General features: G+C 58.6%; 13 protein-coding genes and 2 pseudogenes. 3 read left to right on the forward strand and 12 right to left on the reverse strand.

Translation table 11 applies throughout. The annotated features are described in order from the left end of the window. Window positions 1-47: 47 nt before the first annotated feature. From GKQ23_RS20405 to GKQ23_RS20415, 3 genes are all read right to left on the reverse strand, one after another. Window positions 48-1,094 (reverse strand): hypothetical protein, encoded by a 1,047-nt coding sequence (locus GKQ23_RS20405; protein ID WP_212409294.1) that lies wholly within the window; start codon window positions 1,092-1,094, stop codon window positions 48-50. A 37-nt stretch (window positions 1,095-1,131) separates the two neighbouring features. Continuing rightward, complete coding sequence (locus GKQ23_RS20410; RefSeq protein WP_056235827.1) at window positions 1,132-1,644, reverse strand: fimbrial protein; 513 nt, start codon at window positions 1,642-1,644, stop codon at window positions 1,132-1,134. Window positions 1,645-1,769: 125 nt separating this feature from the next. Further along, complete coding sequence (locus GKQ23_RS20415; protein WP_056235825.1) at window positions 1,770-2,666, reverse strand: LysR family transcriptional regulator; 897 nt, start codon at window positions 2,664-2,666, stop codon at window positions 1,770-1,772. A 95-nt stretch (window positions 2,667-2,761) separates the two neighbouring features. Between GKQ23_RS20415 and GKQ23_RS20420 the strand changes: the two genes are divergently transcribed. Both GKQ23_RS20420 and GKQ23_RS20425 read left to right on the forward strand, forming a co-directional pair. Next, window positions 2,762-3,763: a zinc-binding alcohol dehydrogenase family protein gene (locus GKQ23_RS20420; protein WP_212409295.1), complete on the forward strand. Its 1,002-nt coding sequence runs from the start codon at window positions 2,762-2,764 to the stop codon at window positions 3,761-3,763. Window positions 3,764-4,596: 833 nt separating this feature from the next. Next, window positions 4,597-5,475 carry a hypothetical protein gene (locus GKQ23_RS20425; RefSeq protein ID WP_249168437.1) on the forward strand — a complete coding sequence of 293 codons (879 nt, stop codon included), beginning with the start codon at window positions 4,597-4,599 and terminating at the stop codon, window positions 5,473-5,475. Between the two features lie 36 nt (window positions 5,476-5,511). On the opposite strand, the gene nadR is transcribed toward GKQ23_RS20425, so the two are convergent. The 3 genes from nadR to serB all read right to left on the reverse strand — a co-directional run bounded on the left by nadR (window position 5,512) and on the right by serB (window position 9,275). Beyond that, a complete protein-coding gene (nadR, locus tag GKQ23_RS20430; protein ID WP_212409297.1) occupies window positions 5,512-6,738 on the reverse strand; it encodes a multifunctional transcriptional regulator/nicotinamide-nucleotide adenylyltransferase/ribosylnicotinamide kinase NadR in 1,227 nt (408 codons plus the stop codon). Between the two features lie 164 nt (window positions 6,739-6,902). Beyond that, window positions 6,903-8,288, reverse strand: coding sequence for a DNA repair protein RadA (gene radA / locus GKQ23_RS20435; RefSeq protein WP_056235818.1), 1,386 nt, complete (start codon window positions 8,286-8,288; stop codon window positions 6,903-6,905). Between the two features lie 9 nt (window positions 8,289-8,297). Beyond that, the gene (gene serB / locus GKQ23_RS20440) at window positions 8,298-9,275 is read right to left on the reverse strand and encodes a phosphoserine phosphatase (protein ID WP_056235817.1); all 978 of its coding nucleotides are present in this window, start codon (window positions 9,273-9,275) and stop codon (window positions 8,298-8,300) included. A 176-nt stretch (window positions 9,276-9,451) separates the two neighbouring features. On the opposite strand from serB, the pseudogene GKQ23_RS20445 reads away from it, so the two are divergent. Continuing rightward, window positions 9,452-10,096 (forward strand): annotated as a pseudogene (locus GKQ23_RS20445) (YtjB family periplasmic protein); the annotation flags it as partial. Window positions 10,097-10,447: 351 nt separating this feature from the next. Here the strand turns inward: GKQ23_RS20445 and GKQ23_RS23990 are convergent. From GKQ23_RS23990 to GKQ23_RS20470, 6 genes and pseudogenes are all read right to left on the reverse strand, one after another. Further along, window positions 10,448-10,522 (reverse strand): annotated as a pseudogene (locus GKQ23_RS23990) (hypothetical protein); the annotation flags it as partial. Between the two features lie 247 nt (window positions 10,523-10,769). Beyond that, window positions 10,770-11,489, reverse strand: coding sequence for a purine-nucleoside phosphorylase (deoD, locus tag GKQ23_RS20450; RefSeq protein ID WP_056235810.1), 720 nt, complete (start codon window positions 11,487-11,489; stop codon window positions 10,770-10,772). A gap of 63 nt (window positions 11,490-11,552) precedes the next feature. Continuing rightward, a complete protein-coding gene (gene deoB, locus GKQ23_RS20455) occupies window positions 11,553-12,776 on the reverse strand; it encodes a phosphopentomutase (RefSeq protein WP_212409298.1) in 1,224 nt (407 codons plus the stop codon). 63 nt (window positions 12,777-12,839) lie between these two features. Further along, window positions 12,840-14,162, reverse strand: a complete 1,323-nt coding sequence (deoA, locus tag GKQ23_RS20460) for a thymidine phosphorylase (RefSeq protein ID WP_056236382.1) — start codon at window positions 14,160-14,162, stop codon at window positions 12,840-12,842. A gap of 18 nt (window positions 14,163-14,180) precedes the next feature. Further along, window positions 14,181-14,960 (reverse strand): deoxyribose-phosphate aldolase, encoded by a 780-nt coding sequence (deoC, locus tag GKQ23_RS20465; RefSeq protein WP_056236381.1) that lies wholly within the window; start codon window positions 14,958-14,960, stop codon window positions 14,181-14,183. Between the two features lie 282 nt (window positions 14,961-15,242). Then, a complete protein-coding gene (locus GKQ23_RS20470; protein WP_212409299.1) occupies window positions 15,243-16,019 on the reverse strand; it encodes a TatD family hydrolase in 777 nt (258 codons plus the stop codon). Window positions 16,020-16,025 lie beyond the last annotated feature (6 nt).

Below are 16,025 nucleotides of genomic sequence, written 5' to 3' on the forward strand. Positions count from 1 at the left end.
AGCGGGGAAACCCGCTTTTTTTTTACTGAAAACGCGCAGGGTGAGAATTACTCTACTCTGATTTTTAAGATGCCACTGCCATTAAATTTTCCCGCTACCGGACTGCTGCCAGGGTGGTAACTGGACTTAACGTTGATGGTTTCATGACCATTAACATCAATTTTTTCGTTCCACACGTCATTTTTTATTGATGTATCAAATGTCAGTTCACAATTCCCACCCTCGCCACAGGGCGTGAAGTTCTCCGTTTTACCAGGTACCAGGCTGTTGCCAACAATGGACACGTTAACAGTGGTCGTTCCGTTCTTACATTTAATTTGCAACGGATAGTTGTTGGAAGGATAGGAAGTAGTATGGCCATCAAGAGTTATCGATCCATGGGACAGATTAATATCGTTCATATTATAACTGCATTGAGACTGCAGCGTAAATGTTGTCTGCGCCATAACCATGGTGCCTTCATTGAGTGCTCCCCCAATCCTTTGCCAAACGTTGCCGCTGTCACCACCCGAAATTTTATTTTCTTCATAACCCCAGGACAGCGGTATAACCAGGTTATAAACACCAGGCCGAGCCTGAGCCTCATCAAAACTCAGCGTACCGGTTAGTATCCCACCAGAAGATATCGTCCAGCTGACTATACCCCCTGTTTTTATGCAAGACTGATTTTTATAAGGTTCTGTTTTTTGTGCAAAAGGCATGAATTTGTAGTCATTTGTTCCACCGACCTCGTTCCCAGGATAAGGTCCACCGGCTCCAGCTGGATTTAACGTTAACGACCACTTTAGACCACCCGGTAACTCACCGCTATTAGGATATTTTATCCATTGGGTCGACATTTTAGTGCCGTTCTTTGAAAAACTGACGCACTCAGCATCCACGGCCTTCATTTGCGCATAGCCAGAGAACGGCTTAATCGAAATCATTTTTGTTAAATTACTACTCTGGTTATCAGATAAGGTTACCTGAGGAATGATATCCTTACTGACCGGCACCCACAGGATATTGTTATAGCCGGCAACGGCTGCTGAACTGATAACAGACATCAAAGGAACCAGGACATTTAAAAAACCTGGTGTTTTTAAAATGCTCATTATAAACCCACTAATTTAATGTACAGACACGGATAAATCACAGATACTTTACTGTCATCACAGCCGTTGCCCTGAAATTTCCGCTAAAGGGTTTGGTGCTATTTTTAAAGGGAACAGCGGTGAGCGTAAATCCTTTAATAGCGCCATTCTGCAGGGGAAAGCCTGAGGTCAGGCCAGTAATATTAATAGCACGATCTTTAGCTACCCCCTCCCCCTCGTAAAGTGCAATACCCATACTAACTGCACTGTCGACATCTTTATCTGCTTTAAGAACATTGTTCGGGGCACCAGGCAGCACCGCCCCCATGAAGGTGACATAAGGAGCAGGTTCATAATAAGTGCAGCTAACCGGGATATCTACTGATTTGGCATTATTAATTCCATTGATGTCATCATAGTTGATGCTACCTAAATCGACATCAATTGCCTTGCCGTTATTAATAACACACGGAGGAAAAAAAACCTCACCACTGACATTAACCTTTAAATCAACCGCAAACACAGGCAAAGTAAAAATTGAAATTGAGAGCGCGGTTAAAATCTTCATCATAATAAAAAAACCCAAATAACCAGATAGTAAAGCATAATTACAATCAGATACTATCAGCCTGGTAGAATTCAGACCAGGATGATGAGGGTTAATATATTAATGACATCAGTATTAAATATCGCATTTCAACAATAGAACTGGCGCAACTGGGGTGACTGCAGCGCAAAGTCGATAAAACAGGCCAGCGCCGGCGAATTCAGCTTGCGGCTCGGGTAGACCAGCCACAGTTCGTTGCCCTCCATCTGCCACGCCGGCAGCACCTGCACCAGACGACCCGCCTGCACCGACTCTTCGCTGAGAAAGCGCGGCAGCAGGGTAATACCGGCGTCGTGCAGCGCGCACTCGCGGGCATACACCAGGTTGTCGGTCATATGCGCCGGCGGCAGCAACCAGCGATAGTAGTCGTCTTCACGCTTTAACAGCCACTCATTCCACGCCTGATGGGCAATACAGCGGTGTTCTGCCAGCTGGCGCGGGTGCAGCAACGGTCCATGCGCGGCCAGATAATCCGGCGAGGCCACCAGCAGCCGGTCGCAGTAGCCAACCCGTCGCCCGATCAGCGATGAATCCTGCGGCTGCCCGGTGCGCAGGGCGATATCAAAGCCCTCCTGCACCAGATCGCGGATCGTATCTGAGACAAACACCTCCAGCGTCACGTCCGGGTATTCACGCTGAAAAGCGGCATTCACCCGCGCCAGCAGCGTGGCACCGATCCCTGCGGGAGAGGTGATGCGCAGGCGGCCGCTGGGATTATCGCGCAGCCGCTCAATCGCCTGGCCGGCCCGCTCGCTGGCCTGCAGCATCTCCTGGCAGTGTACCAGGTAGCGCTCGCCGGCGAAGGTCAGATTCAGCTGGCGGGTGGTGCGGTTAATCAGACGTAGCCCCAGCGACTGCTCCAGCTGACCGATCCGCTGGCTGACGCTGGACTTCGGCAGGCCTGCGCGCGCGGCGGCGGCGGTGAAACTTCCGCATTCGGCGACCAGCGCGAACAGCGCCATATCCTGCAGCTGCTTAAACATGATTGTTCACCCTGAAAGAACAGTGTTTGCGTTATTGTCCATATTATCATCCAGCCGTGCAGCTTCTACACTCTGTGTATCAATCAAGGAGAATCAGAATGACTGTTAAAGCTATTGCCATTGACCCGAAAAACCCACAGCAGTTTATCGCCATTGAACAACCACTGCCGCAGCCGGGCGAGTACGACCTGCTGGTGGAAGTAAAAGCCGCCTCCGTTAACCCGGTGGATACCAAGGTACATAAGGGCGCGCAGAAAAACGGCCTGCAGCAGCCGCGCGTGCTGGGCTGGGATGCCAGCGGCGTGGTACTGGCCGTCGGCAGCAAAGTGAGCGGCTTTAAGGCCGGCGATGAGGTGTATTATGCCGGGGATATCACCCGCCCCGGCAGCAACGCCACGCAACAGCTGGTCGATGCGCGCATCACCGGCCACAAACCTGAAACGCTTAACTGGGCAGAGTCGGCGGCCATTCCGCTGACCGCGCTGACCGCCTGGGAAGGGCTGTTTGACCGCCTGCATATAGATCGCGATGGCGAAGGCAAAACCCTGCTGATTATCGGCGGTGCGGGCGGCGTCGGCTCACTGGCCATTCCTTTCGCGAAGCTGCACAGTCAGGTGAAAGTGATTGCCACCGCCTCGCGCCCCGATTCGGCGCAGTGGTGCCGCGATCGCGGTGCCGACCTGGTGATCGACTATAAAGATATGGCAGGCGAGCTGGAAAAACACGGCATTAAGCAGGTCGACTATATCTTCTGCCTGAACGACACCGACGGTCACTGGCCGGCGATCGGCCAGCTGATTGCGCCACAGGGGCAGATCTGCACCATCGTTGAGAACGAAAAGCCGCTGGCGATGGATCAGCTGAAGCTGAAAAGCGCCGCGCTGCACTTCGAATTTATGTACACCCGCAGCATGTTCACCACGCCGGATATCGCCCGTCAGGGAGAGATCCTCGACGCCACCGCAAAACTGCTGGATGGAGGCAAAATCAGCACCTCGCTGAGCACCACCCTGCACGGCCTGAGCGTTGAGACGCTGACCGAGGCCCACCGGCTGGTGCTGGAAGGGCATATGCGTGGGAAAGTGGTGATGGTGTACTGATTCTGATCCGGCACTAACGGTGCCGGATCAATGTGAAACGGGTACCCGCACCCGGCCCAGGCAGGATGCCATCCGCCCGTTTCACACTTGATACTCCCCACGTCCCCCTAACCCTTCACTTTTCTCCCTTCCATCTGTCACCGTAATTCCTCACCCGTTACTCTTCACTCTTCACTCTTCACTCTTCACTCTTCACTCTTCACTCTTCACTCTTTAAGGTTAATCATCTTATTATATGATTCAATAATCCCCCGCCCTGTTATTGACGCGTTTTAATTGAACGCCGCCCGCACTTCACCTTTATTCATCTTGACACTCTGACATCTTTAATTGATGGTGATATGAAAGAACACAGTGAAATTATTTAACTCACCAGAAACAGCCTTGCAATTTTATATATGAAACTCACAAAAACCTTAATCTTACAGAGTAAGCCATGCTGGAGAATGCCAGATATAACTGTGTTCATCGCTGTACCTGCTACGGATGCTGATTGATAATAAACAGGAGGCTTTATGCGCAACCATACGATTTTATTCATTATTTTTATTATAACACACACTATCCCTGCACAGGCTGGCCCGCCCCCCGTTCCCCACCTGCACTGGCAGAGCACGGATAACCATTCGGGGGTGGATATTGGCGGTGCCCTGCGGTCGAATTATCGCTATGAGGACTGGAACACCAGTAATAATCGTAACCCACCACACTTGCGTTTTGACACGTTCCGCGTTGACAGTAGTGGTTATTATAATAACCTGTCCTTTGATTCCGGATTCTGGTTTCAGGAAAATCATAAATATGCGATTGATCGCACCTTTATTGCCTGGCATGTGACTCAGCAACAGCAGGTGCAGCTGGGGGCACCTTATAAACCTTTTGGTCTGATGCCCTACCCGCAGTTTGGCTGGTCCTACCATATTCCGTTCTTTCTCGGTTTTGCCGTTAACAGCGGACTGGGGGCCCGCTATCGCTATCAGGATGCGGACTGGACACTGGATGCCGCCTGGTTTCCGGAAATGCTGCCGCCAGGGGTGCGCTACGCCCCTGATACCGGCTACTACGGGGAGCTGAAAAATACGCTGTATGGCCCGCACCACCGGCAGTTTAACGAGAAGCGTGACCAGCTCAATCTGCGGCTGGCACGAACGGTGAAAAGCGGGCGCTGGAACAATGAGTTTGGCGCTTCGCTGGCGGCCGCCCGTCTGGTTAACCACAGCAGCGGTGGCAACGGGACGTTCTGGGCGGCGGGTGCGCACACCATGCTGAATATCGACGACTGGCACCTGACCAGCCAGCTGATCCGCTACCAGTACGCGCCGAAGGATCCCCCGGGCAGCGATCGATCGACGATCCTGATGGGTGGCAACGGGCTGACGCCCGCTTATCTGATTCCGGCTAAAGCCACCACGGCCTCACTTAACCTGGCTCGCGATCTCGGGGTGCGCTGGGGGCCGGTCAGCAAGCTGCGCTTTTATACCGATTACAGCGTGCTGTGGAAGGATAAAAAGGGCTGGTCTGATTCACAGATGGAAACGCTGGGCGTACAGCTGTTCGCGCTACCGGTGATGTTCTGGCTCGACTTTACCTGGTCAACCAATGCCAATCCGTGGGGAGGTGCATTGAACGCCACCGGGTGGACGTCCACCCGTTCGGCGGGCAGCGACAAATGGTATTTTCGTAGCAATCTGAACATGGGTTACTACTTTTAGGCCGCCAGCGGGCGGATCGTCGATCCGCCCTGCCCGTTACACCCCCAGCATCTCCTTCACCAGTTCCACGCAGCGCAGGAAGCGCTCGTCGTAGTTATCCTGCTCGACGCGTACAAAACTGATGTCGTTCTCGTTGAGCATGGCGATCAGCAGCTCCTGGAACTCTTTGCGATCCACCGAGCTGCCGAGGCTGCGCAGGCCGTCGGCCACCCAGGGCACGTTGTTCTCTACCAGAATCACCAGGTCAAAGCGGTATTCGTCGATCAGCGCCTGCACGAACGGGTGCTCACGTCCCTCGTACTTTTTGCAGAATGCCTGAGTGGTGACAAAGTCGGTGTCGATAAACGCCACCTTGTTAGCGTACTTGACCGCGAAGTCGATGTACTGCGCCTGGCCCAGCGCGATTTTATCGTAGTCGGAGTACTGCAGCGCCATCTCGTCGCCACCCAGGTGCGAGAAGACGTAATCGCGGCCAAACTCCCACGCGCTGGTGGTGTTGAAGATGTTTGCCAGCTTGTTGACCAGCGTCGACTTGCCGCTCGACTCGCCGCCGAGGATCGCCACGGTGCGCACAAAGAACGGCTTCACTTCGGTAGGAATATACTCCCAGTAGCGGAACGGGTCCTGACGGATCTGCCCGCCGCTGATGCTCATAAAGGTGCGCTTTGGGTCGATGACTACCGTCTCTACGCCCAGATGGGCGCTGAACTGTTCGGCGTCCCCCTCTTCGCTGGTGTAGATACGGTCGGGCACGATGCCGCGATCGTCGAGAAACGCCTTCACGCCGCGGCTCCAGACGTCCCAGCCGTGGGGATAGGGCTCCATCCCCTCTTCGTTAAAGGAATGGATGCGGATATTTTTCTGGTACTTAAAGGTCTGCAGCAGCCAGCGCAGGCGATCGCTGACCGTCGGCTGTTGCGACATGGCGCTGTCTTCAAACAGCTGGCGGTCACGCGGCTCGTCATAGCCCATGATGATATGCAGCTCGTCCACCTGGCTGCAGGCGCGCTGGATCAGGTAAATATGGCCGGTATGCAGCGGGTAAAACTTGCCGAACACTACGCCGATGGTCTTCTCACGGCGCGGGAACTCCAGCCCGAGAAACCGGTGCAGGGCTTCCAGCTTCTGTGCGCTGGGGCTTTTAATCTTGGCGTTCAACAGCTGGCTGAGGTAGCCCTTGGTCATACCGCTGGCATCCGCCACCTGCTGCAGCGTGCAGCCCTGCTGACGAATAGCCGTTTTCAGATAGTCAAATGACGACACAACAAGCCTCCTGCGGGGGATGGCGGGCGATCACAGCCCGCCGTTGAGTATAGTCTGCCGGGCACCGGCGGCACATCAGTCTGTCATTACCGAACGCCGGGGCCCGACAGCGCATCCGCGTGTAATCACAGGTCGTCGGGGCTCAACAGCGCGTCCGCGTATGATTACAGGTCGTCAAGGATCGACAGCGCATCCGCCAGTTTTTTTACGCCGTACACCTTCATGTTTTCCGGCATCTTCTTCGGCACGTTGGCCGCGGGCACGATCGCCCGGCGGAAGCCGTGCTTGGCCGCCTCAGAGATGCGCTCCTGGCCGCTCGGCACCGGGCGGATTTCTCCGGCCAGCCCCACTTCACCGAACACCACCAGATCCTGCGGCAGCGGACGATCGCGCAGGCTGGAGACCATCGACAGCATCAGCGCCAGGTCGGCGCTGGTCTCGGTGACCTTGACGCCGCCAACCACGTTAACGAACACGTCCTGGTCGGCCATCTGCAGGCCGCCGTGACGGTGCAGCACCGCCAGCAGGATCGCCAGCCGGTTCTGCTCCAGCCCCACCGCCACGCGCCGGGGGTTACCCATCATCGAGTGATCGACCAGCGCCTGGATCTCAACCAGCAGCGGCCGCGTGCCCTCCCACAGCACCATCACCGAGCTGCCGGAGGTTACTTCGTCGCCGCGGCTTAAGAAGATCGCCGACGGGTTGCTGACCTCGCGCAGCCCCTGCTCGGTCATGGCAAACACCCCCAGCTCATTCACCGCGCCGAAGCGGTTTTTATGGCTACGCAGGGTGCGGTAACGCGAGTCCGCGTCGCCGTCCAGCAGTACCGAACAGTCGATGCAGTGCTCCAGCACCTTGGGCCCGGCCAGCGAGCCGTCTTTGGTGACGTGACCGACCATCACGATCGCCACGCCGGTGGTTTTGGCAAAACGGGTGAGATAGGCGGCGGTTTCGCGCACCTGCGCCACGCTGCCCGGCGACGACTGGATGTCGGCCATATGCATCACCTGGATCGAGTCGATCACCATCAGCTTCGGCTGCTCCTGTTCGGCGATCAGGCAGATCTGCTCGATGCTGGTTTCCGACAGCATATAGAGGTTTTCGGTCGGCAGCCCCAGCCGGTGGGCGCGCATCGCCACCTGCTGCAGCGACTCTTCACCGGTGACGTAGAGAGTTTTCATCGACTCAGAGAGCCTGCACAGCGTCTGCAGCAGCAGGGTACTTTTCCCCGCGCCGGGGTTACCGCCGATCAGAATGGCGCTGCCGGGCACCACGCCGCCGCCGAGCACGCGGTCAAACTCTTTAAAACCGGTGCTGAAGCGCGGCAGCGCTTCGAGGCTGATTTCGGAGAGTTTCTGCACCCGGCTCGGGCCGGCGACGCTGCCCGCATAGCCGGAGAGGCGCTCGTTACGCGCCGCGGCAGGCGAGGCGGCAAGCCGCATCTCGGTGATGGTGTTCCAGGCCTGGCAGGCGCTGCACTGCCCCTGCCAGCGTGGGTAGTCTGCACCGCATTCGTTGCAGACAAAGGCACGTTTTACCGCTTTGGCCAAAGCTTCCCCTTAACGTTCTTCGTGGATCAGGCTGCCGCTGAGGATGCAGAACACCCCCATCAGATCGGCGTGGCGAATGGTCACTTCGGTTTGTTCGTTCACTTTTGGCTTGGCATGGTAGGCAATGCCCAGCCCGGAGGCTTTGATCATCGGCAGATCGTTAGCGCCATCACCCACGGCCACGGTCTGCTCCGGCGCGATGCCGAAACGTTCAGCCAGCTGGCGCAGGGTGTTCGCTTTGTACTGTGCATCAACGATATCGCCCAGCACTTCACCGGTCAGTTTGCCATCGCGGATCTCCAGCACGTTGGCGGCAATCGCCGACAGGTGCAGGCTGTCACGCAGGTATTCGGCAAAGTAGGTGAAGCCGCCGGAGGCGATCGCCACCTGCCAGCCCAGCGCCTGCAGCTTGTGCACCAGCGAGGTCAGCCCCGGCATCAGCGGCAGCTCGTCGCGCACCTGCTTCAGAATATTGGCGTCCGCCCCCTTCAGGGTGGCGACGCGCTGGCGCAGGCTGGCAGCAAAGTCCAGCTCGCCGCGCATGGCCCGTTCGGTCACTTCTGCCACCAGCTCGCCGCTGCCGGCCAGCTTAGCGATCTCGTCGATGCACTCGATCTCAATCGCGGTGGAGTCCATATCCATCACCAGCAGGCCCGGCGTTTTCAGGTGCGGGATTTTACCCAGCGGCGCCACGTCCAGCCCGGCGTCGTGGGCCAGCTGCGCGGCAAACGGCGTCAGTGAGCCGGCCAGGCGTACCACGTGATAATCCTCAATGCTCCACGCGCTGACGATCACCATCGCGGCACCCAGGCGGTGCTGGTAGGCGGTCAGCGCCGCTTTATCCAGCTGGCGTCCGTACAGTAACCAACCGGTGCGCCCGGCACGGTAGTCCAGCGGCATCACTTCATCGCCGCTCAGGGAAAGGGGTAAACCCGGCCATTCGGAAACATCGGCGGGCAGATCGCACCAGGTCAGACTATTCGGCATTACGGCTCCTGCAGGGACTGATTAAGCATTGTTATGCGGTGGATGAGCGTGCAGAGCGCCTCGCGCCTCGCCGCCCGCTCACCGGACCAGTATAAAACCTGGCGAAAGGCTACCTTGTCAGGCCGCCTTCTGGCAACATAAAGCGAGGATCGTTCCACCATTTTTGAAGGGTTGTGATGGCTAAAGCCAAACTGAAATTTCGCCTGCACCGCACGGTGATCGTACTGATCAGCCTGGCGCTGCTGGTGGTGCTGATGCAGGGTGCCTCCTGGTTCAGCCTCGGCCACCAGATGGCGCGCTCGGAGCAGGTGGAAGAGCTGGCGCACACTCTGACGCGCCAGGTGGCGTGGAGCCTGACGCCGCTGATGGATAACAGCGACGATAACCACCAGAAAATCGTCGATACCCTCGACCAGCTGACCCACGACAGCCGCATTCTTGACGCCTCGGTCTACGACGATGAAGGCTCGCTGCTGGCGCACAGCGGCGAGAGCATCAACGTGCGCGACAGGCTGGCGCTGGACGGTCAGCGGGCCGGCAGCTACTTCAACCATCAGATTGTGCAGCCGCTGGCCAGCAAAGAGGGGCCGCGCGGCTTTCTGCGCGTGACGCTGGATACCCACGTGCTGGTCACCGAATCCCGCCAGGTGGATAACACCACCAATATTCTGCGCCTGATGCTGCTGCTGGCGCTGGCCATCGGCATTATTCTCACCCGTACCCTGCTGCGCGACCGCCGCACCCGCTGGCAGCAGTCACCGTTCCTGTTAACCGCCAATAATCCGGTCAGAGAGGATGATGAAGAGGAGCCGGACAATGCCAGCCAGGGCAGCGGCCTGACCATTCGCATCCATGATGGCGACCCGCAGGACGACCAGGCTGAAGAGACCAGCATCAGCGCCGGGAGCAGCGGCGGCGGCAATAAAGAGAGCATCGGTGCCATCCTCAACAAAGAGGGCAACAATGCCGTCAGCTTCGACGGCGTCAGCGCAGAGAACGATAAAGGAAACGCCGGCAGCGCTAAAGGCCGCGATGACGACATGAATAAGCGCGGCAGCGGGCACAGCCGTTAAGACATCCACAAAGGCTGAGGGTACGGCCCTGTGCCGAAACCCCATCAGCAACGACTAAAGCTTTGGCAATGCCATCCGTCGCCAGCGGAGTGGCCACATGGCCCGCCCGAGAAACCCCTGCGGCCGCAAATCGCTGAGGTACCAGGGCAGACCGGCAAAGTGCTGCCAGTCGCCTGGCTGACGTCCAGCCTGGCCTGCAGGGTGGCCGCATCCAGCGGCCCGCCCGCGATCGTAGCTGAACAGCCTGAGGCCGCGACTGAAAGGCAGAGTGGATCAAAAAACGCGTGATGACCGGCGATCCGGCTGAAAAGCCGAGGGGGATTGCTGAAAGAAAGGGGGGTACGGCGAATTACCCGGCGGCAGCCCGCCGAACGGGTGAGCCGGGTGAACGGTGAGGCCGGGGGCCGGCCTCACCGGTTTATCAGGCGTTGTCGCCCAGCAGTACCGACTCCAGCGCGATCTTAATCATATCGTTGAAGGTGGTCTGGCGTTCGGCAGCGGTGGTCTGCTCGTGGGTGCGGATATGGTCCGACACGGTGCAGATGGTCAGCGCTTTCGCACCGAACTCTGCCGCCACGCCGTAGATACCGGCCGCTTCCATCTCAACGCCGAGGATGCCGTACTTCTCCATCACGTCGAACATCTGCGGATCCGGGCTGTAAAACAGGTCGGCGGAGAAGATGTTGCCGACGCGCGCGTCCACGCCCAGCGCTTTGGCCGCGTCAACCGCGTTACGCACCATGTCGAAGTCGGCAATCGCCGCAAAATCGTGGTCTTTGAAGCGCATGCGGTTCACTTTGGAATCGGTGCAGGCACCCATCCCGATCACCACGTCACGCAGCTTCACGTCTTCACGCACCGCGCCGCAGGAACCCACGCGGATGATCTTCTTCACGCCGAAGTCGGTGATCAGCTCTTTGGCGTAGATCGAGCAGGACGGGATGCCCATACCGTGACCCATCACCGAGATCTTACGGCCTTTATAGGTGCCGGTGTAACCGAGCATGCCGCGCACGTTGTTCACTTCAACCGCGCCATCCAGGAAGGTTTCCGCGATGTGCTTAGCGCGCAGCGGATCGCCCGGCATCAGTACCACGTCGGCGAAATCACCCAGTTCAGCGTTAATATGAGGCGTAGCCATGTTGTTATCCTTTTAAAGTCATGCCGGGGCTTTCGCCCCGGTTACAGAATGAGGTGCGCTGTTTTACAGCATTGATTTGCCGTAATCCATATCGGAGAGGCCAAAATAGCGTGCCACGGTCTGGCCGATATCGGCGAAGGTATCGCGGTAGCCCAGATAACCCGGCTTGACGCCCGGGCCGTAGATCAGCACCGGAATATGTTCGCGGGTGTGTTCAGTGCCCGGCCAGCTTGGATCGCAGCCGTGGTCAGCGGTGAGGATCAGGATATCACCCTCTTTCACCTGCGCCATCAGCTCCGGCAGGCGGCGGTCAAACAGCTCCAGCCCGCCGGCATAGCCAGGAATATCGCGACGGTGGCCCCAGGTGGAGTCAAAGTCAACGAAGTTGGTGAACACGATGCTGTTATCCGGCGCAATCGCCATCTCTTTCACCGTTGCGTCAAACAGCGCGTCCAGCCCGGTGGCCTTCACCTTTTTGGTGATGCCGACGTGGGCATAGATATCGGCGATTTTACCGACGGACACCACCTCACCGCCCTGCTCGTCCACCAGCTTTTTCAGCACGGTGGCGGACGGCGGCTCTACCGCCAGGTCGTGACGGTTGCCGGTGCGTTCAAAGCTGCCGGCCTTGTCGCCGACGAACGGACGGGCGATCACCCGGCCAATGTTGTAGCCGCCTTCGGTGAGGACTTCACGGGCGATTTCACAGAGTTCGTACAGACGATCCAGCCCGAAAGTCTCTTCATGGCAGGCAATCTGGAACACCGAATCCGCGGAGGTATAGAAAATCGGCTTGCCGCTTTTCATATGCTCTTCGCCCAGCCTGTCGAGGATCACCGTCCCCGAGGCGTGGCAGTTACCGAGATAGCCCGGCAGCTGCGCCTTTTCCACCAGCTCGTCGAGCAGCGCCTGCGGGAAGCTGTTCTCGACGTCGCTGAAGTAGCCCCAGTCGAACAGCACCGGCACGCCGGCAATTTCCCAGTGGCCGGACGGCGTATCTTTGCCGGACGACAGCTCGCTGGCGTAAGCATAAGCGCCGGTAATTTCAGCGTGTTTATCCAGCCCCGGCGGGAAGCGACCGGTGGAGGCCTCCGCCGCTTTACCCAGCCCCAGCGCCGTCAGATTCGGCAAATGCAGCGGCCCCTGACGTCCTTTATCCGCTTCCCCGTTGAAGCACGCCTCGGCGATGTGGCCAAGGGTATCCGAGCCTGCATCGCCAAAGCGATCGGCGTCTTTACTGGAGCCGATTCCAAACGAATCCAGCACCATGATAAATACACGTTTCATCCTGGTCTCCTGCGCGATTGTCGCGGTGAGCATTAAAAAAATGCGATCAGAACAGAATACCGCTTATTGCGTAATTCTGCGATAGATAACTGGCGTCGCAGCCGGTGCGGTATCGCCGACCTGCACGGCATGCTGCACCGCCAGCGCCGCTTCCTGCCAGCTGGCTTCGCTCGACGCGTGGATAATCGCCAGCGGACGTTCAGCATCTACCGAATCACCCAGCTGCACCATCTCGCTGAAGCCGACGCTGTAATCGATGCTGTCGCTGGCCTGGCGGCGGCCGCCGCCCATCGCGACCACCGCCATTCCCAGCGCGCGGGTGTCCATTGCGCCGACCACGCCGGCACGCTGCGCGTAAACCGCTTTGCTCAGCGTTGGCGCAGGCAGATAGCTGTCCATGCGTTCAATAAAGTCAGCCGGGCCGTTCTGCGCCGCCACCATGCGGGCAAACACTTCGGCCGCGCGGCCGTTATCCAGCACCGTCATCAGCTGCTGCTGTGCGTCTGCCGCTGAGGTCGCCAGCCCGCCGGAGATCAGCATTTCGCTGCACAGGGCGAGGGTCACTTCCAGCAGGCGCGGGTTGCGGTAGCTGCCGGTGAGGAACTGCACCGCTTCCCGCACCTCCAGCGCGTTACCGGCGCTGGAGGCCAGCACCTGGTTCATATCGGTCAGCAGCGCGGTGGTTTTACAGCCGCCGCCGTTAGCCACGCCGACGATCGATTCTGCCAGCGCCAGCGACAGCTCAAAGGTCGGCATAAAGGCGCCGGACCCGACTTTAACGTCCATCACCAGCGCATCCAGCCCTTCGGCCAGCTTCTTGGCGAGGATCGAGGCGGTGATCAGCGGGATCGAATCCACGGTGGCGGTGATATCACGGGTGGCGTAGAAACGCTTATCCGCCGGGGCCAGCGACTGGGTCTGGCCGATAATCGCCACACCCACCTGCTTAATAATCTGACGGAAGCGATCGTCCTGCGGGAAGATATCGAACCCGGGGATCGCTTCCAGCTTGTCGAGGGTGCCGCCGGTGTGCCCCAGCCCGCGGCCGGAGATCATCGGCACATAACCGCCGCAGGCGGCAATCATCGGGCCAAGCATCAGCGAGGTCACGTCGCCGACGCCGCCGGTGGAGTGCTTATCCACCACCGGTCCGTTCAGCCCCAGCCCCTGCCAGTTCAGCACCGAGCCGGAGTCGCGCATCGCCATGGTCAGCGCCACCCGCTCGGGCAGCGACATATCATGGAAGAAGATGGTCATCGCCAGCGCGGCGATCTGCCCCTCTGACACCGTATTGTCACGTACGCCGTTGATGAAGAAACGGATCTCCTCTTCACTCAGCGCCTGACCATCACGTTTTTTACGAATAATTTCCTGCGGCAGAAACACGGTCACCCCCGGTTAATATCAGTACTTGCTGTCGCTTTTGGCACCGCTGAAACCGGCCGCGTTCAGCAGGCTGGCCAGCAGGCTTGAAGCACCAAAGCGGAAGTGGCGCGCGTCGGCCCACTCGCTGCCGAGAATGTCGTCGGCCAGCTTCAGGTAAACTGCCGCGTCGTCGGCGGTGCGCACGCCGCCGGCAGGTTTAAAACCAACCTGTTGCTGCACGCCTTTTTCGGCGATAACGCGCATCATGATCTCCGCCACTTCCGGCGTGGCGTTCACCGGTACTTTACCGGTAGAGGTCTTGATAAAGTCGGCACCGGCGTTGATGGCGATCTCTGACGCCTGGCGGATCAGCGCCTCGGTTTTCAGCTCACCGGTTTCGATAATCACTTTTAACAGCACGCCGGCGTCTGCGCAGGCGGCTTTACAGGCTTTTACCAGCTCAAAACCAACCGTCTCGTTACCGGCGATCAGCGCGCGGTACGGGAACACCACGTCCACCTCATCTGCACCGTAGGCGATCGCCGCGCGGGTTTCGGCCAGCGCAATGTCGATATCATCGTTACCGTGCGGGAAGTTAGTGACGGTGGCAATGCGCACGTCCGGGGTGCCCTGCTCGCGCAGCGTTTTGCGGGCGATCGGGATAAAGCGCGGATAGATGCAGATCGCCGCGGTATTGCCCGCCGGGGATTTGGCCTGGTGGCACAGCGCGATCACCTTCTCGTCGGTATCGTCATCGTTGAGGGTGGTCAGATCCATCAGCTTCAGCGCGCGTACCGCGGCCTGGGTTACATCAGTCATCATTTTCTCCAAAAGCGGATTACGTTGGCGTGGCGTTGTCGCCGCCCTACCGGAGCGGGAATGTTATAATTATAACAATTCACCCAGAGTGGTTTTGCGACGAAAGTCACGATTGAAAGAAAGCGTTTTCATAAGCGTTACAGTTAAAGTGATCTTCATCACAATAACTACCCAGCTGCAGCCGCAGACAGCGCGATCACCGGCGGCAGCCCGCAATGTTAATATAATAACATTTTGTAAGGGTGTCTGCGCCACCCAGGCGCATTTTTTAACAGGCGAGTTTTACAGGCGGAAGATCAGGCGGGTATTTTCACGGATCGCTTCCGCGATCTGCTGCGGGGATTCCGGGCGCAGCTCACACAACACCCGCCACACCTCGCGCAGCCGCTCCGGGCGGTTGGGCTGCCCCTGCCAGCCCTGCAGCGGCATATCCGGCGAGTCGGTTTCCAGCAGCAGCGCGCTCAGCGGCAGGCGGGCGATAGCGTTACGCGTTTTGCTGGCTCGCGGGTAGGTAATGGTGCCGCCGACGCCGATGGCATAACCGGCGCGGATAAACGCCAGCGCCTGCTGTTCGCTGCCGGCAAAGCCGTGCACCACGCCGCGCCGCGGCACGTCGATGCGCCGCAGATGCTGCGCCAGCGTGTCGTGGGTACGCCGCGAATGCAGGATCACCGGCAGATCGTAATCGCGCGCCAGGCGCAGCTGATCGTCCAGCAGCGCCTGCTGGCGATCGAACTGCGGATCGTCGATGTAGCGATCGAGGCCGATCTCACCGATCGCCACCAGCTTCGGGTCACGCAGCTCCAGCTGCTGGCGCAGTGCCGCCAGCCCCTGTTCGCTATGTTCTGCGATGGCCATCGGATGCATGCCCAGCGCGGCGTACACCGGCGGGTGCGCGTGCGCCAGCGCCATCACGCCCGCAAAGCGATCGGCGGCCACGCCGACGGCGATCAGCTTCTCCACCCCGGCCTGCTGCGCCAGCCGCAGGCTCTCCGCCTCATCGCCGACAAACGGCGGGAAATCAAAATGACAGTGGGTATCCACAAACACAGGCTGCATGCCAGC

The sequence above is a fragment of the Erwinia sp. E602 genome, assembly GCF_018141005.1.
Taxonomy (GTDB): Bacteria; Pseudomonadota; Gammaproteobacteria; order Enterobacterales; family Enterobacteriaceae; genus Erwinia.